A 17,436-nucleotide genomic window follows, 5' to 3' on the forward strand; every position below is an offset into this window, starting at 1 on the left:
CGGACCGAACGGCCAGCAGTGCTCAGTAAAGGGGAAGGCTAATGCCAGGCGTTTCGCGCACTCGTGCAGCGTTTTTTCGTCCATTACTTTTCCTCGCGGGTGAGGGCGCGACACATGGCTTCAAAACCCAGAGAAATAAACTCTTCAGCGCGAGCCGGTTCACGGGCGGCAAATTCCATTGTCGTTTCTGCCAGCGTTAAAAACAGCGCATCGCCGAAGGCGCGATATTCATCGGACATAAAGACCGGTAGCACCGAGCGGTGACAGAGATCGCGCAGTTCAGGAAACATATCGTCGGCTTTTTGCTCCGTCTCTTTGGTGATTTTTTCACTGACGGCCAGTTGGCGAATGGCGCGATGCCCCTGCGTATGGTTTATCCCCCAACTGATATAACTGCGCCAGATATAAAAGGTCAGCGCTTTGGCATCGGTCAGTGAACGATCCAGATTGGCGATCATCGACTGGCAGAGACTCTGTTTAAGATGAAGATACAGTTCGTTGATTAACTCGTCTTTGGTTGCGAAATAGCGAAACAATGTCCCTTCCGCCACGCCAGCATTGCGGGCAATCACTGCGGTTGATGCCGCGATCCCGGACTGCGCAATAGCCGTGGTAGCTGCTTCCAGTAATGCCTTTTTTTTGTCTTCACTCTTCGGACGAGCCACTACACTTTACCCTTTAGTTGGTCTAAAAATGTGATTGAAACACGGCGTATGCAGCGCCGCAACGGTGAATGTCAAAGATTGAAAATCATCTTGACGAGAAACATCTGATTTCTATAATGAGTGCTTACTCACTCATAATCAAGGGTGCGTCGCGCAAACCATCGGACAGGCGCGCGTTTTCAGGTCAGGATATGAAGCGTCTCACAGTTTGCGTGGTTGTTATTATGCTCATTGCCAGTGGAGCAACGTTACCGTTTGTCCTTAATGCTGGCTTCGGCCAGGCGCCACAGGGCGCTCAGCTTAGCCAGGTTGAACAATCTGCACACTACCGGGACGGGCAATTCCATAATCAGATACCGACGCCGGGCTATACCGGAAACAAAAGTATGCTCGCGGCGTTGTGGGAGTTTCTGGTCGCGAAGCGTGAGAATGCGCGCCCCGCTCAACCGCTGCCGCTGGTTGCGACCGATCTTGCCAGTCTGCCGGTCACTGAAGACACCCTAATCTGGCTCGGGCATTCGTCGTGGTATCTGCAACTGGACGGCAAACGTATTCTGATTGATCCGGTGCTCAGCAGTTATGCTGCGCCGTTTTCCTTCCTCAATAAGGCTTTCGCAGGAGACTATCCGTGGACGGCGCAGGCGATGCCAGAGATCGACCTGCTGATCATTTCGCACGACCACTATGACCATCTGGACTACGCCACCATCAAGGCGTTAATGCCCAAAGTGAAGCGCGTGCTTACACCGCTGGGCGTCGGTTCGCATCTGCGTTATTGGGGAATGAATAGCGACATCATTGAAGAGCGCGACTGGAATCAGTCCGTGCGAATTGACGATTCGCTGATGATTCACGTTCTGCCTGCGCGGCATTTTTCCGGCCGCGGCATTAAGCGCAACCAGACGCTGTGGGCCAGTTTTCTGTTCGAAACGCCGGAACAGAAAATTTACTACAGCGGTGATTCTGGCTACGGGCCACATTTCCGGGCCATCGGCGAACAGTTTGGCGGCATCGATCTCGCCATCCTGGAGAACGGTCAATATGACCAGGACTGGAAGTACATTCATATGATGCCGGAAGAGACCGCGCAGGCGGCCCAGGATTTGCGGGCAAAAGCGATATTGCCCGGTCATGCCGGACGCTTTGTGCTGGCTAAACATACCTGGGATGACCCTTATAAACGGCTGGCGCTGGCCAGTCGACATAAAGCGTACCGTCTGCTCACGCCGATGCAGGGTGAACCGGTAAAACTGGATGATCCGGCGCAGCCGTTCACCGTCTGGTGGGAGCGGACCTCACATTTGCAGGAGAGGAGTTCCGAATGACCATTTCTGCTCAGGTTATCGACACGATTGTCGAGTGGATAGATGATAATTTGAATCAGCCGCTGCGCATTGACGACATTGCGCGCCACGCGGGGTATTCCAAATGGCATCTGCAGCGTCTATTTTTACAGTACAAAGGGGAGAGTCTGGGACGCTACATTCGTGAGCGTAAACTGCTGCTCGCGGCGCGGGATCTGCGTGAGTCCGACGAAAAAGTGTATGACATTTGTCTGCGCTACGGGTTTGATTCTCAACAGACCTTTACCCGTATTTTCACCCGCACGTTTAACCAGCCGCCGGGCGCCTACCGCAAAGAAAATCACAGTCGGGCACACTGATCTCCCTGAAAAACACTTTCTTTGGCAAAACATCCCCTCACTCTGGATTAAAAACATAAGTGAGGGGCATGAGGGATATTTGCCAATAATGGGCGATTTACGATAAATAGCCTGAGGGGTTTTATTGGTATGTCAGATTGAATGTCGCTGTCGCATTTGCTTGTCCGGCCCGTACTTTATCTTTGGTCTGAATATAGCGGGCGGTAATGGGGAACGACTCCTGGCCGCCAGCTGAGCGTTTAAGATTAAGCATCTTATTCAGTTCCAGTGGCGTATCGTTGTACAGTAACTGCACGCCGATCCCCGAGGCAACCTTGTCATCACCCTGGTTACTGAGCTCGAGCACGCTGTCGTCCGTGGTATCAGGGTTTTGTGCGCCGGTTAACGTCACATTGATATTGGCGTCCGCGTCACAGTCGAGTTTCAGGTCGGCCGTGCTGCTTTGCTGTGAATGGGTACCCAACTGGGTAAACTGGTCGGCCTGCACATCCCCAATGGGGAACGCGAGATTAGGACCGGACTGTATGTCGCAGGCGAGCGCAGTGACGCTGCCGTTGACAAGATTCCATTTTGATACCGGCAAGGTATAGGCAGAGCCGGGCCCCTCGCCCACTGACCAGCTCATTATTACGCCGGTGTTGAGTACGCCAGATTGTGCTCTCTCCTCCGTTTTGACCAGTTCGACCACCCCGGAGGACAGATCCTGCCACTGACCTTTAGGCGTGAGATGTTCATTGCGGATCGTGCCGTATTGAGTGGTAACGCGAATGCCAATGCCGGGAACGTTGGTTTCGTAAACACCGGAAAGGGAAGTGGCTTTCGAAAAGATGCCGGTATCCCATAAGCCGTTTGTCTCCTCATCACATTTGGCCCCAAATGTTGTGAACGTCTGATTAGCGACCTTCACAGGAGTGCCAGCGGGCGTGTCACGCTGAACAATGGTATTTCCCAGATCGACAGAGAGTTCTAGATACTTACCCACAACGATTTTGCATTCGGCATAAGCTAAATTCGGCAATAAAATAGCCAGTAATAAAACTAAACCAGAAGTGTTAATTCTCATCTAAAAAATCCGAAAACAATATAGTTGTGAGATTTTATACACGGTTTGTAAAACATCAAAAACTACATTGTCCTAATATGGATTCTGCAAGAGAGTTGTGAAAATAGGTTAGATATTCAGAACGATAGCAGTTGAGGTTCAATGCTTCTGCGGGAAATGGTCAAGATTTATAGAGAGTTATTAGACTTAATGAAAATGGCTCGGGAATGACTATTGAGAGATCGTTGTGAAAAATACTCTGTGGATTATAACTAACCCCGTCGGTTTTTATTGATACGTCAGATTGAGGGTCGCCGTCGCATTTGCTTGCCCGGCCCGTACTTTATCTTTGGTCTGAATATAACGGGCGGTAATGGGGAACGACTCCTGGTCGCCAGCCGAGCGTTTAAGATTAAGCATCTTATTCAGTTCCAGTGGCGTATCGTTGTACAGTAACTGCACGCCGATCCCCGCGGCAACCTTGTCATCACCCTGGTTACTGAGCTCGAGCACGCTGTCGTCCGCGGTATCAGGGTTTTGTGTGCCGGTTAACGTCACATTGATATTGGCGTCCGCGTCACAGTCGAGTTTCAGGTTGGCCGTGCTGGTTTGCTGTGAATGGGTACCCAACTGGGTAAACTGGTCGGCCTGTACATCCCCAATGGGAAACGCGAGGCTGTTAGCGGACTGTATGGCGCAGGCAAGCACAGTGATGCTGCCGTTGACGAGATTCCATTTCCCCATTGGCAGGGTATAGGCAGAGCCGGGGCCATCGCCCACTGCCCAGCTCATTATCATGCCGTTGTTAAGTATGCCGGATTGCGCTTTTTCCTCCATTTTGACCAGTTCAACCACCCCTGTGGACATAGACTGCCTCAAACCCAGTGGCGTGAGGTGTTCCATACGAATCGTGCCAAATTCAGTGGTAACACGAATGCCAATGCCGGGAACGTTGGTTTCGTAAACGCCAGGGAGAGAGGTGGTCTTCGAAAAGATGCCGGTATCAAATAAACCGTTTGTGCCGTTATCACAGTACGCGCTAACTTCCGGGAACAGCAGGTAATAAGCTGTCAGGACGGTACCGGCAGGCGTATCTCGCTGAACAACAGTATTACCCAGATCGACAGAGTCTTCCTTATACTCACCCGAATAAAAGATGCATTCGGCATAAGCTAAATTCGGCAATATAATAGCCAGTAATGAAATTATATTAGTAACTATGATTCTCATCTAAAAAATCCGAAAACAATATAGTTTTAAGATTTTATACACGGCTTGTAAAATATCAAAAACTACATTGTCCTAATATGGACAATGCAAAAGTGTTGTGGAAATACGTCAGGTATTCAGAACGATAGCAGTTGAGATTGAATGCTTTTGCAGCAAATAGTCAAGATTTACAGTGAGTTATTAGACTTGATGAAAATGGCTCGGGAATGACTATCGTTGTGAAAAATACTCTGTTGATAACTAACCCCGTCGGTTTTTATTGATACGTCAGATTGAGGGTCGCCGTCGCATTTGCTTGTCCGGCCCGTACTTTATCTTTGGTCTGAATATAACGGGCGGTAATGGGGAACGACTCCTGGCCGCCAGCCGAGCGTTTAAGATTAAGCATTTTATTCAGTTCCAGTGGCGTATCGTTGTACAGTAACTGCACGCCGATCCCCGAGGCAACCTTGTCGTCGCCCTGGTTACTGAGCTCGAGCACGCTGTCGTCCGTGGTATCCGGGTTTTGTGTGCCGGTTAACGTCACATTGATATTGGCGTCCGCGTCACAGTCGAGTTTCAGGTCGGCCGTGCTGGTTTGCTGTGAATGGGTACCCAACTGGGTAAACTGGTCGGCCTGCACATCCCCAATGGGGAACGCAAGGCTGTTACCGGACTGTATGGCGCAGGCGAGCACAGTGATGCTGCCGTTGACAAGATTCCATTTCGACACCGGCATGGTATAGGCAGATCCGGGGCCATCGCCCACTGACCAGCTCATTATTACGCCGGTGTTGAGTACGCCAGACTGCGCTCTCTCCTCCGTTTTGACCAGCTCGACCACTCCGGAGGACAGATCCTGCCACTGACCTTTTGGCGTGAGATGTTCATTGCGAATGGTGCCGTATTGAGTGGTAACGCGAATGCCAATGCCGGGAACGTTGGTTTCGTAAACACCGGGAAGGGAAGTGGCTTTCGAAAAGATGCCGGTATCCCATAAGCCGTTTGTCCCCTCATCACATTCGGGGCCAAATTTGGTGAACGTCTGATTAGCGACTTTCACAGGAGTGCCTACGGGCGCGTCACGCTGAATAATGGTATTTCCCAGATCGACAGAGAGTTCATGATATTCACCCGAATAAAAGAAACATGCCGCGTATGTTAAATTCGGCAATAAGATAACCAGTAATAAAATTATTTGGGAAATAAAGATTCTCATCAAAAAGTTCCGTAAACAATATTTATGAAATTTTATACGTGTTTTACAAAAAAGCAAAAGTTAATTTGTCCAAAGCAGGACTGGTTGGGTTTCTTGATAAATGCATTAAATTCAAATGGATATGAATTATTGTCGAGTGATTGCTTGCATTGAATGACGTGAGTACCTATTTGATGAATAAAGCGTCTTTATACGGGGCAGGCGGCGTGAAGATGAATCATCGAGGCGGGAATATTTATTATCATAAGATTTAACTTATTGAAGATAATTGCGTATTGGTTAACCTGTCTTGCTGAATTTGTGGTCGGTTCAGACTCCGTTGATATTATCGGCTGAACATCTTGTGATAACGCCTTGCCCGCAAATATTGTTGCAAATTATTTCCGTTTATCCTGGCACAGGCAGACCTGTTTCATCAGAAATCGTGAGGTAATGAAGATGGCGTGGCGTGGTTTTACTGCGCAGGTCGGGAACGATGTTGGTGCTGGCAATCCCGTATTCACTTTCTTAATTTAGGGGCGCAGGGAAAAAAAGCGATGCGTCAGCCTTCATCCCTTATCCAGCGGACATGACTACGCAGGGTGGTGCGAAGCGCTGGTCTACGGCAGGTGGGATTGCACCGGCTTAGTGAGCCAGCGAAAACCAACGACGCCACACGTAGCGAATCACGAAATATTCAACAGCGCCCAGCGCTAAGAACCACAGGCAGAACAGCAGCGTATAGAGCTGGTTGAGATCCATCAGATGAAAGGTCGCAACCAGCTTTTGTGCCAGCACCAGGCCCAGCGAAGGCGCGGGAAGCAGCAGGCAGGAGAGAAAGGCCATCAGCAGAATACCGGCGACGGTCATTAGTGATTCAAGCGGGTGTTTCATGGCAATGTTAAACGTGAGTTAAAAAAGCCATTGTCCGGGATCTTCACCGTTAACGCAAACCGGCGCCGCTTACCCGGCCCAAATCTCACAATGTTTTTTCACCAGCCCGATGAGCGATCCGCCATCGCTGACAAACTCACGCATTTTCTGTGCTTCGCTGGCACCCTGTTTAACCTGCCGGGTCAGGGCTTCAATCGCGCTTGCGGCACCGACTTTATCAGCGGACGGCGCAACTTTTTCCAGCAGGCGCAGCGTGTCCTCTGAAAGCGAATGATGGTCGCCGGTATGCACGTCGGTCAGAATCCCCTCCAGCCCGTAGCGACAGGCCTGAAAACGGTTGAATTTATACAGCAGATAGTCACGCTCCTGATGTTTAAACGGTCGTTCCGTCAGTAGCCAGTGCGCGGTTGCCTGAATTAAACCGGCCATGTTGATCGCATGGCTGAGGGTGAGCGGCGTATCCATCACCCGCACTTCGACCGTGCCAAAATGCGGGCTGGGGCGAATATCCCAGTGCAAATCTTTAATGCTGTCGATCATGTTTGTATAGCTGAGGCGACGGAATAACCCTTCAAACTCCTGCCAGTTGCTGACCCACGGCATGGGACCGTTATCCGGGAAACCAGAGAAGATATTCAGCCGCGACGAGGCAAAGCGGGTGTCGGAACCCTGCATATAAGGTGAAGCCGCCGAGAGTGCAATAAAATGCGGGACAAAGTGCGACAGCCCGTGCAGCAGGTAAATCGCATCATCTCCGCTGGCGCAGCCGACGTGAACATGCTGGCCAAATACGGTGGCCTGCTGAATGAGATAGCCAAAGTTTTCCAGCGTGCGTTGATAGCGTTCGTTATCGCATACTTCCTGGCGCTGCCATTTCTGAAACGGATGCGTACCACCGCCGCAAATTTCGAGGTGATGGTCAGCCGCCGCTTGCAGGATCACCTGTTGCATCGCGGAAAACTGTGCCGCCGCCTGATCGATACTGTGGCAAACGTCAGTCGCCATCTCCAGCATGCTTTCGGTGATATCGTGCTTCACTTCGCCGGCGTGCACCCGGTCTTTCACTGCGGCAATCAGCGTCGAAGAGTCCTGGCTCAGATCATATCCCGGCGGATTAACCACCTGCATTTCCAGTTCAATGCCGAGGGTGTACGGTTCAGAGACGTGAAAATCGGGTAGTGGCATAGTGTTCGCTTCTCCTTTGATTTGTCAGATGAGTATAGAAGTGAGCGCGGGTTTCGGCGTGGTGGAAGAAATCTGAATCCGGTGCTTTGAAGGCGCATCGGGAACTGCTATAACCAAATTTTATCCTTGTGTAAGGAGTAATCGGTGCCGGAAATAAATGAATACGGTCAGACGGTGGGCGATGCGCTACCGGACTGGCATGGCGCGTCCGTTCTGCAACGGACGGTGCTGGAAGGTCGCTGGTGTCGCCTTGAGCCGCTCGATCCTGAACGTCATGCCGCCGATTTGTTCGACGCTTATGCGCAGGCAGACGACGAGCGAGACTGGACGTGGCTGGCAAGCCGTCGACCCGATAGCGTTGCGGCGACGTTCCACTGGCTCAGTGGAAAAGCGAATGATGACGCGCTGGTACCTTTCACCGTGGTGGATATCCGCGCAGAACGTGCGGTGGGGTTAGTCTGCTTTATGGCGATCGAACGCGAGCACGGCAGCGTTGAAATCGGCCATGTCACCTGGTCGCCGCGGATGAAAAATAGCGTACTGGGCACAGAAGCCGTCTGGCTGCTGTTGCGCTACGCCTTCGCACAGGGATATCGCCGGGTGGAGTGGAAATGTGATTCTCTCAACCTGGCGTCGCGCCGGGCGGCAGAGCGCCTGGGATTTGTCTTTGAAGGCCGCTTTCGCCAGAAAATTGTCCGCAAAGGCCGCAACCGGGACAGCGACTGGCTATCAATGATTGATGGCGAGTGGCCTGAGTGTGACCGCGCATTGCAGCGCTGGTTAGCGGCGGAGAATTTTGACGCGCAGGGCCAGCAGATCAAAACGCTGGCCCAGTGTCGACAGTAATATGCTTAACGTCGCGCCGGTTTGCGTACCGGCGCGTCGCCTGCCATGTAATAATGCGCTGTACTTTTCGCCAGCGGAGCGCGTCCGCGAATGGCATCGGCAATTTTCTCGCCAATCATAATGGTCGTTGCATTCAGATTGCCGGTGATAATTTGCGGCATGATCGACGCATCCACGACGCGCAGATTCTCAACGCCATGCACTTTCCCTTCACCGTCGACCACTGCCATCTCGTCAAAGCCCATTTTACAGGTGCCGCAGGGGTGAAACGCCGTCTCCGCATGTTCGCGCACAAATGCGTCCAGCTGTTCGTCAGTCTGACACGCGATGCCGGGGCTGATCTCTCGCCCACGGAATTTATCCAGCGCCGGCTGGTTGATGATTTCCCGCGTGATACGAATCGCATCGCGGAACTCCTGCCAGTCTTGTTCTGTTGACATGTAGTTAAACAGAATCGCCGGATGTTCGCGTGGGTCGCGGGATTTCAGATGGACGTGACCGCGGCTCGGCGAGCGCATTGACCCGACGTGGCACTGGAAACCATGTTCTTTCACTGCGTTAGAACCGTTGTAATTGATCGCTACCGGCAGGAAATGGTACTGAATGTTCGGCCAGGCAAAGGCTTCACGGCTGCGGATGAATCCTCCCGCTTCGAAGTGATTACTCGCGCCGATACCGGTTCCGCCAAACAGCCATTCAGCGCCAATCTTCGGCTGATTCCACCATTGCAGAGCGGGGTAAAGCGACACGGGCTCTTTACACTCATATTGCAGGTACATTTCAAGATGATCCTGCAGATTTTCCCCGACGCCGGGCAGGTGGTGAACCAGTGGGATTGCAAAGGCCTTTAACAACGCAGCATCACCCACGCCGGAGCGTTGCAGGATCTGCGGTGAAGCAATCGCCCCTGCGCACAGCAGCACTTCTTTGTTTGCCCTGGCGCGGGTCGGGATCGTGCTGTCGCCTTCCAGCCACTCCACGCCGACGGCTTTTTTGCCGTCAAAGACGATGTGGTCAGTCAGCGCATGGGTCACAATGGTGAGGTTAGGGCGTTTTCTCGCCTGATCCAGGTAGCCTCGCGCGGTGCTGGCGCGCCGTCCCTGAGGCGTGACGGTACGATCCATTGGGCCAAAACCTTCCTGCTGATAGCCGTTCAGGTCGTCTGTCCGCGGATAGCCTGCCTGAACGCCCGCCTCGATCATCGCTTCAAAGAGCGGATTCACGCCCGGTTTTGAGGTGGTCACGCTGACCGGGCCGTCGCCGCCGTGATAGTCATTGGCACCAATATCGCGCGCTTCTGCTTTACGGTAATAGGGCAGGCAGTTGAGGTAACTCCAGTGTTCGAGCCCGGGCGCTTGCGCCCAGTTGTCGAGATCCATTGCATTGCCACGCACGTAGCACATGCCGTTAATCAGCGAGGAGCCACCGAGCCCTTTTCCGCGTCCGCATTCCATCCGGCGGTAGTTCATATGCGGTTCGGGTTCGGTTTCGTAGGCCCAGTTGTAGCGTTTTCCCTGTAACGGAAAGGCGAGTGCCGCCGGCATCTGGGTACGGAAATCCGCACGGTAATCCGGGCCGCCCGCTTCCAGCAGCAGAACGGTGGTATTGCTGTCTTCTGTCAGTCGTGTAGCCAGTACGTTACCGGCAGAGCCGGCACCAATAATGATGTAGTCAAAATGCAATGAAACCTCCTGGTTAAAATACGGACTGGAAGGGGGCCATCTCGAGCTGGATGGACTTCACCTGGGTGTAGCTTTGTAGTGTCATCAGGCCATTTTCGCGGCCAATACCGGAATGTTTGTAGCCGCCAACCGGCATTTCGGCAGGGGATTCCCCCCAGGTGTTGATCCAGCAGATCCCTGCTTCAAGCTGGTGGATGACGCGATGGGCGCGGTTGAGATCCTGAGTGACCACACCCGCCGCCAGACCGTAATCAGTGTCGTTGGCGCGACGAATAACCTCGTCTTCACTCTCGTAAGTCAGAATGGACATCACCGGTCCAAAGATTTCCTCGCGCACGATGGTCATGTCGTCGCGGCAGTCGGTAAACACCGTTGGCGCGACCCAGGCTCCCTCATCGAACGCGTTTCCCGTCAGTACCTCTCCGCCGCACAGCAGCGTTGCACCTTCTTTTTTACCGCTTTCGATATAGCGCAGGACGTTTTCGCGATGCGCAAAGCTGACCAGCGGGCCAAAATTGGTAGCGGGATCAAACAGATCGCCTGCGCGGATCCGCGCCACGCGGGACAAAATGGTCTGCTCAAACGCACTTTTCATCCGCGCCGGAATGAACACGCGGGTTCCGTTGGTGCAGACCTGACCGGAGCTATAGAAATTTGCCATCATCGCGATGTCTGCGGCGAGATTAACGTTAGCATCCTCGAAAACGATCAGCGGCGATTTGCCGCCCAGCTCCATCGTCACCGCTTTCAGCGACGAGGCGGCCGCGTTTGCCATCACTTTTTTACCGCTGGCGACGCCGCCGGTGAAGGACACTTTGGCGATGCCCGGATGGTCAGTCAGATAGTGGCCCGTTTCTGCGCCTTCGCCCGGCAGGACATTAAAGACGCCGTCCGGCAGACCCGCTTCGCTGTAGATTTCTGCCAGCTTCAGGGCAGTCAGCGGGGTGACTTCGCTGGGTTTGAAGATCATCGCATTACCCGCCGCCAGCGCCGGTGCGGATTTCCACAGCGCGATTTGAATCGGGTAGTTCCATGCGCCAATCCCGGCGACAACGCCCAGCGGCTCGCGGCGGGTGTAGACGAACGCGGTCTCGCGCAGCGGGAGTTGGCTCCCTTCCAGCGCGGGAATCAACCCGGCGTAGTATTCCAGTACGTCTGCGCCGGTGACGATATCGACGCTGGCGGTTTCGCTGAACGGTTTGCCGGTATCGAGCGTTTCCAGTCTCGCCAGTTCATCATTGCGTTCGCGCAGAATCTCCACAGCACGGCGCAGAATGCGCGAGCGCTCCATTGCGGTCATCGCCGCCCAGATTTTTTGTCCGCGCTGAGCACTTTTTACCGCGCGATCGACATCCTCACGTCCGGCGGCCTGGACGGTTGCCAGGGCTTCACCCGTGGCCGGGTTGATCGTCTCGAAAGTCCGACCGCTGGTGGCGTTGGTATAGCCACCATCAATGTAAAGCTGTTGTTCTGCCATTCGGGACATGCATTCTCCTCGGTGAGTCAGTGGCTTTTGGGTAAGTGCTGCCTGATGAAATGGGTGGTCAGCGCTTGCGCAAGACTGAGATTAAACGGCTTACCGCTTAGCGCGGCGCGTAGCCACAGCCCGTCGATCAGCGCCGCAAGTCCATAGCCCGCCTGCTGCGCCTGTTCACGCGGCAGTTCGCGCGTAAATTCGTACACAATGTTCGACAACAGACGTTTACTGGCGACCTGTTGCAGGCGATACAGCATCGGCTGGTGCATGCTGCTGGCCCAGAATGCCAGCCAGGCCTTCATTGCGGCGTGGCTTATCTGGGTCTCGTCAAAGTTTCCCGCCACGATGGCGCGCAATCGCAACTCGGCGCGTGCTCCCTGTAACGCATGGAGTCGATGCAAAACGGCATAACGCAGCTGGCTGGTGATGTCGCGCATCGTTGCCTCCAGCAATCCATTCTTATCCTTAAAGTAATGGCTAATGATCCCGGTTGAAACACCGGCACGACGGGCGATTTGCGCAATCGTCGCATCGTGCATCCCGACTTCATTAATCGCTTCCAGCGTAGCGTCGATCAGCTGTCTGCGCCGAAGGGTTTGCATCCCCAGTTTGGGCATGTTGCGGCTCCATTCATCAGTAATGTTTATGTATTTAACCTTTTATTGATTGAACGTTCAATATAAATGTGTCTTAATTGTTGCGAATTTGATTTCAAATAGTTACAAGAAAAGTGAGGATAATTGATGTCAGACCTTCCGCAGAGCAGAGAAAAGGACAAAATCAATCCGGTGGTGTTTTACACCTCCGCCGGGCTGATTTTGTTGTTTTCCCTGACCACCCTCTTTTTTAGTGATTTCTCCGCCGTCTGGATTGGCCGGACCCTGAACTGGGTCTCGAAAACCTTTGGCTGGTACTACCTGCTGGCGGCCACGCTGTACATCGTCTTTGTTGTTTTCATTGCCTGTTCGCGTTTTGGCTCGGTAAAGCTCGGCCCGGAGCAGTCGAAACCGGAGTTCAGCCTGCTCAGTTGGGCGGCCATGCTCTTCGCCGCCGGGATTGGTATCGACCTGATGTTCTTCTCTGTGGCGGAGCCGGTGACGCAATATATGCAGCCACCCGAAGGGGCAGGGCAGACCATTGAAGCGGCGCGCCAGTCGATGGTCTGGACGTTGTTCCACTACGGCCTGACCGGCTGGTCGATGTATGCCCTGATGGGCATGGCGCTGGGTTACTTTAGCTATCGCTATAACCTGCCGCTGACCATCCGTTCTGCGCTGTATCCTATCTTCGGTAAACGCATCAACGGACCGATTGGGCATAGTGTCGATATCGCCGCTGTCATCGGAACTATTTTTGGTATCGCCACGACGCTGGGTATTGGTGTGGTTCAGCTCAACTACGGTCTGAGCGTGTTGTTTGATATCCCGGATTCGATGGCGGCGAAAGCAGCGCTGATTGTCTTGTCGGTGGTCATCGCCACGATTTCGGTCACTTCCGGGGTGGATAAGGGCATCCGCGTACTTTCAGAGCTTAATGTTCTGCTGGCGTTGGGGCTGATCCTGTTTGTGCTGTTTATGGGCGACACCTCGTTCCTGCTTAATGCGCTGGTGCTCAATGTGGGCGACTATGTGAATCGCTTTATGGGGATGACGCTCAACAGCTTTGCGTTTGATCGCCCGGTTGAGTGGATGAACAACTGGACGCTGTTTTTCTGGGCGTGGTGGGTGGCCTGGTCGCCGTTTGTCGGCCTGTTCCTCGCGCGAATCTCACGTGGGCGTACCATCCGTCAGTTTGTCTTCGGTACGTTGATTATTCCGTTCACCTTTACTCTGCTGTGGCTGTCGGTGTTCGGCAACAGCGCGTTGTATGAAATTATCCACGGCGATGCGGGCTTTGCCCAGGAAGCGATGGTGCATCCGGAGCGCGGATTCTATAGCCTGCTGGCACAATATCCGGCATTCACGTTTAGCGCTTCCGTCGCTACCATCACCGGTCTGCTGTTTTATGTGACGTCAGCCGATTCCGGCGCGCTGGTGCTGGGAAACTTCACCTCGAAGCTGAAGGATATCAACAGCGATGCGCCAAACTGGATCCGTATCTTCTGGTCGGTGGCCATCGGGCTGCTGACCCTGGGAATGCTGATGACGAACGGAATTTCAGCCCTGCAGAACACCACGGTGATCATGGGCCTGCCGTTCAGCTTTGTGATTTTCTTTGTGATGGCCGGGTTGTATAAATCGCTCAAGGTAGAAGATTATCGCCGCGAGAGCGCCAGCCGCCATACCGCGCCGCGCCCCATGGGCGTGCAGGATCGGTTGAGCTGGAAAAAACGCCTCTCGCGGCTGATGAACTATCCCGGCACACGCTACACCCGCGAGATGATGAAAACAGTCTGTTATCCGGCGATGGAAGAGGTTGCTCAGGAACTGCGGTTGCGTGGCGCGAGGGTGGAATTGCAAAGTATGCCACCAGAAGAAGGGGACAATCTTGGTCACCTCGACCTGCTGGTGCATATGGGCGATGAACGTAACTTTATCTATCAGATCTGGCCTCAGCAGTATGCCGTGCCTGGTTTCACCTACCGTGCGCGCAGCGGGAAATCGACCTATTACCGGCTGGAGACCTTCCTGCTGGAAGGCAGCCAGGGCAATGACCTGATGGACTACAGCAAAGAGCAGGTGATTACCGATATCCTCGACCAGTACGAACGTCATCTGAACTTCATTCATCTCGATCGTGAAGCGCCAGGAAATGGCGTGTTGTTCCCGGGCATGTAGGACGAGATAAACGAAGAAGTAGCCGTTATGCGGGGAGTTATCCCCGCATATCCGCGAGTCAGGTCTGGATGAGACGGCACCGCTTAATCGCCTCGCCCGCAGTCTGTCCTGGCTGCGGGCGATTATCTGTCTACCAGCAGATAAATCCGCCATCCACAACGAGATCGACGCCAGTACAGAACGAAGCCGCATCGCTGGCGAGGAACAGCGCCGGACCTGCCATCTCCTCTACTTTTGCCATGCGCTGTATTGGTGTCTGACTTTCAAATTCACGTGTCTGATGAACCATCTCAGGACGAGTGTTCATCGGCGTGGCGGTGTATCCCGGGCTGATGGAGTTCACACGAATGCCTTTTTCAATCCATTCCATTGCCAGGCTCTTCGAAAGGTGAATAACCCCCGCTTTAGAACTATTGTAATGCGCCTGTTCAAGGCCTCTGTTGACGATGATCCCGGACATGGAGGCGATGTTGATGATAGATCCGCCGCCGGATTCGAGCATCAGTTCCGCTTCCGCTTTGCAGGAGTTCCAGACGCCCGTGAGGTTGATGTCAATAACGCGCTGCCACTGTTCGCTTTCCATTTCCAGGGCCGGGTTAGCGTTGGCAATACCGGCAGCGTTCACCGCGATATCCAGACGACCAAACCGTTCTTTGGTCAGGGCAACGGCGGCGCGAAGGTCGCTAAGCTGACGAACATCACCCGTATAGAGTGCCGACTGCCCCCCCATCGCGTCGATATGATTAGCGGTCTCTTTCAATCCGCCGTCTTCACGCAGATCAAAACAGACGACCCGTGCACCCGCGCTGGCCAGCGCCCAGGCAATGGTCTGACCGATGCCGCTACCTGCGCCCGTGACGAAAGCGACGCGTCCTTGCAGGTTAAACAGTTGTTGAGCAAAATCTTTTGCGATCATAGTGATAACTCTCTTCATCAATACCCTGGCGGGTATTACGACATAATCAGGCCACCATCAATATTGATGGTTTGTCCGGTAAGATAGCGCGCATCGTCAGAGGCCAGGAAGGCGACCAGTCCGGCGACGTCCTCGGGTTTACCGGCGCGTTTCATGGGGATGCCCTTAACCCACTCCGCCATCAGTTCACCTTTGCCATAGCGTTTTTCATCGGTACTGAGGATCTCGCCCCATACGCGGTCGTTGTAATCCCACATTTCGCTTTCGATGATCCCTGGACAGAAGGCGTTAACGGTGATGTTCCACGGGGCCAGTTCATGCGCCAGGCTCTGCGTGATACCAATCACCCCCATTTTGCTGGCGGCATAGTGCGGGGTGTAAATGAAGCCCTGACGTCCCTGACCGGAAGAGGTGTTAATCAGACAGCCATGGTTCTGTTTCACCATATATTTCGCCGCTTCCCGGCAACAGAGCCACACCCCTGTGGTATTGACGGCAAGGGTTTTTTCAAAATCAGCTTTTGGCATCCGGTCAAAGTAATCGATGGTGATCACACCAGCGTTCTGGATGGAGACGTCAATCGTGCCAAAGCGCGCAGCGGCTTGCTCATACAGCGCCTGTACCTGCTCTTCGTTAGTGACATCAACCTGCAAAGATAAAATATCAGCCTGGTAGCGCTGGCGCAGTTGCTCTGCCGTTTCGTGAACGCGCTCCGCGTTGGAGACCATCACCAGGTTTGCGCCGTCCCGGGCGAAACGTTCGGCGATACCTGCGCCAATTCCCCGGCATGCCCCGGTGATGACGACCGTCTTACCATGAAAATCACGTTGCATATTTCTTTCCCCTGTATAAGCCGGACAGGTGATGCCCGGCGGAGTGATGCTACTTAACTGGATACGGTATTCGCTGAGGGTGCTGTCGTCTGTTTTTCTTCATGGCGACGCATCAGAATGACTTTGTTCTGTAGCTTTTGCTGGAACTGGTCGACAACCACGGCGGTGACGATAACGACACCTTTAATGACCATTTGCCAGAAATCGCTGACGCCCATCATCACCATGCCATCGGCCAGAAAGACGATGACGAAGGCCCCGATGATAGAACCGGATACCCGTCCGCGACCGCCAGCGAGCGCGGTTCCGCCCAGGACGGTGGCGCCGATGGCGTCCATCTCAAACATGTTGCCGGTCATCGGGTGCGCTGTTTGTAGCTGAGACGCGACAATCAACCCAACAAAGGCAGCGCACAATCCGGAGAAGGCGTACACGAAAATTTTCGCTTTGACGATCGGCACACCGGCCAGACGCGCTGCGGATTCGTTACCGCCGATCGCGTAGATATAGCGGCCAAGCGGGGTTTTGGTGGTGATCCAGTAGCCCAACACCAGGAAGGCAATCATTAGCCAGATTGGCAGGTAAATCCCGAGCAGCGTGCCGGAACCCAGCGTAGCAAAACCGGTATTTCCCAGCGCTTCCATACCGTTAAGGTTGGGGTAGGTGCTACCGTCGTTAAACAGCAGGGCAGATCCCCTGGCAACGTACATCATGCCGAGAGTACAAATGAAAGGAGCCACACCAAAGCGGGTGATGACGGCGCCATTTACGAACCCGACGAGAACGCCGAAGATGGCGACACAGAGGATCACTTCCGCTACGTTGAAGAAGATGATGTTACCGCCCCAGATGGGCAAGCCATTGGTGAGTAATGCTCCCGCCACCATGCCGCAGATGCCTGCAACGGCGCCGACCGACAGGTCAATGCCTCCGGTGAGGATCACCAGCGTCATTCCAATTGCCAGTAAGCCGGTAATCGCAACGTGCTGGGTCATAATCAGCAAGTTAGATGTGGTCAGGAAATTCGGTACCATCACGCTGAAGAATGC

At 53.7% G+C, this 17,436-nt stretch carries 16 protein-coding genes and 1 pseudogene; 4 read left to right on the plus strand and 13 right to left on the minus strand.

The genetic code is table 11. The features are described 5' to 3' along the window. Positions 1–84, minus strand: a pseudogene (locus AB7E14_RS07415) (MmcQ/YjbR family DNA-binding protein); the annotation flags it as partial. Next, complete coding sequence (locus AB7E14_RS07420; protein ID WP_428169437.1) at positions 84–665, minus strand: TetR/AcrR family transcriptional regulator; 582 nt, start codon at positions 663–665, stop codon at positions 84–86. The pseudogene AB7E14_RS07415 and the gene AB7E14_RS07420, both read right to left, overlap by 1 nt. 191 nt (positions 666–856) lie before the next feature. Between AB7E14_RS07420 and AB7E14_RS07425 the strand changes: the two genes are divergently transcribed. Together AB7E14_RS07425 and AB7E14_RS07430 are read left to right on the plus strand one after the other, a co-directional pair. Further along, entirely contained in the window at positions 857–1,990 is a 1,134-nt protein-coding gene (locus AB7E14_RS07425; protein WP_316961924.1) for an MBL fold metallo-hydrolase, read from the plus strand. Then, positions 1,987–2,328 carry a RamA family antibiotic efflux transcriptional regulator gene (locus tag AB7E14_RS07430; protein WP_043001487.1) on the plus strand — a complete coding sequence of 114 codons (342 nt, stop codon included), beginning with the start codon at positions 1,987–1,989 and terminating at the stop codon, positions 2,326–2,328. The genes AB7E14_RS07425 and AB7E14_RS07430 overlap by 4 nt, the downstream gene beginning before the upstream one ends. Positions 2,329–2,449: 121 nt before the next feature. Here the strand turns inward: AB7E14_RS07430 and AB7E14_RS07435 are convergent, their stop codons facing one another. The 5 genes from AB7E14_RS07435 to AB7E14_RS07455 all read right to left on the minus strand — a co-directional run bounded on the left by AB7E14_RS07435 (position 2,450) and on the right by AB7E14_RS07455 (position 7,856). Then, entirely contained in the window at positions 2,450–3,310 is an 861-nt protein-coding gene (locus AB7E14_RS07435) for a fimbrial protein (protein ID WP_165589435.1), read from the minus strand. A 348-nt stretch (positions 3,311–3,658) separates the two neighbouring features. After that, on the minus strand, positions 3,659–4,555 hold the full coding sequence (locus tag AB7E14_RS07440) for a fimbrial protein (RefSeq protein ID WP_316961923.1): 897 nt from the start codon (positions 4,553–4,555) through the stop codon (positions 3,659–3,661). 301 nt (positions 4,556–4,856) lie between these two features. Continuing rightward, entirely contained in the window at positions 4,857–5,753 is an 897-nt protein-coding gene (locus AB7E14_RS07445; protein WP_316961922.1) for a fimbrial protein, read from the minus strand. Positions 5,754–6,422: 669 nt separating this feature from the next. After that, a complete protein-coding gene (locus AB7E14_RS07450) occupies positions 6,423–6,671 on the minus strand; it encodes a DUF1158 domain-containing protein (protein WP_046401481.1) in 249 nt (82 codons plus the stop codon). 69 nt (positions 6,672–6,740) lie between these two features. After that, positions 6,741–7,856 (minus strand): YbdK family carboxylate-amine ligase, encoded by a 1,116-nt coding sequence (locus AB7E14_RS07455; protein WP_200050221.1) that lies wholly within the window; start codon positions 7,854–7,856, stop codon positions 6,741–6,743. Positions 7,857–8,000: 144 nt separating this feature from the next. Between AB7E14_RS07455 and AB7E14_RS07460 the strand changes: the two genes are divergently transcribed. After that, positions 8,001–8,702, plus strand: coding sequence for a GNAT family N-acetyltransferase (locus AB7E14_RS07460; protein WP_044256664.1), 702 nt, complete (start codon positions 8,001–8,003; stop codon positions 8,700–8,702). A gap of 5 nt (positions 8,703–8,707) precedes the next feature. Here the strand turns inward: AB7E14_RS07460 and betA are convergent, their stop codons facing one another. From betA to betI, 3 genes are read right to left on the minus strand one after another with little or no spacing between them, the layout of a single operon-like run. Further along, positions 8,708–10,384, minus strand: a complete 1,677-nt coding sequence (gene betA, locus AB7E14_RS07465) for a choline dehydrogenase (RefSeq protein WP_316961921.1) — start codon at positions 10,382–10,384, stop codon at positions 8,708–8,710. Positions 10,385–10,397: 13 nt separating this feature from the next. Beyond that, the gene (gene betB / locus AB7E14_RS07470) at positions 10,398–11,870 is read right to left on the minus strand and encodes a betaine-aldehyde dehydrogenase (protein WP_316961920.1); all 1,473 of its coding nucleotides are present in this window, start codon (positions 11,868–11,870) and stop codon (positions 10,398–10,400) included. Between the two features lie 17 nt (positions 11,871–11,887). After that, positions 11,888–12,478: a transcriptional regulator BetI gene (gene betI / locus AB7E14_RS07475; RefSeq protein ID WP_044326855.1), complete on the minus strand. Its 591-nt coding sequence runs from the start codon at positions 12,476–12,478 to the stop codon at positions 11,888–11,890. A 126-nt stretch (positions 12,479–12,604) separates the two neighbouring features. Between betI and AB7E14_RS07480 the strand changes: the two genes are divergently transcribed. Further along, a complete protein-coding gene (locus AB7E14_RS07480) occupies positions 12,605–14,638 on the plus strand; it encodes a choline transporter (protein ID WP_061070394.1) in 2,034 nt (677 codons plus the stop codon). Positions 14,639–14,768: 130 nt separating this feature from the next. On the opposite strand, the gene AB7E14_RS07485 is transcribed toward AB7E14_RS07480, so the two are convergent. The 3 genes from AB7E14_RS07485 to AB7E14_RS07495 form a co-directional block, all read right to left on the minus strand. Further along, complete coding sequence (locus tag AB7E14_RS07485) at positions 14,769–15,554, minus strand: SDR family oxidoreductase (protein ID WP_044266441.1); 786 nt, start codon at positions 15,552–15,554, stop codon at positions 14,769–14,771. Positions 15,555–15,589: 35 nt separating this feature from the next. Further along, positions 15,590–16,387, minus strand: a complete 798-nt coding sequence (locus tag AB7E14_RS07490) for an SDR family oxidoreductase (RefSeq protein WP_043001478.1) — start codon at positions 16,385–16,387, stop codon at positions 15,590–15,592. A 53-nt stretch (positions 16,388–16,440) separates the two neighbouring features. Beyond that, positions 16,441–17,436 (minus strand): ABC transporter permease (locus tag AB7E14_RS07495; protein ID WP_428169438.1); only part of this gene is annotated, 996 nt, incomplete at its 5' end.

It is taken from the genome of Citrobacter sp. (assembly GCF_050252275.1).
Classification (GTDB): domain Bacteria; phylum Pseudomonadota; class Gammaproteobacteria; order Enterobacterales; family Enterobacteriaceae; genus Citrobacter_A; species Citrobacter_A amalonaticus.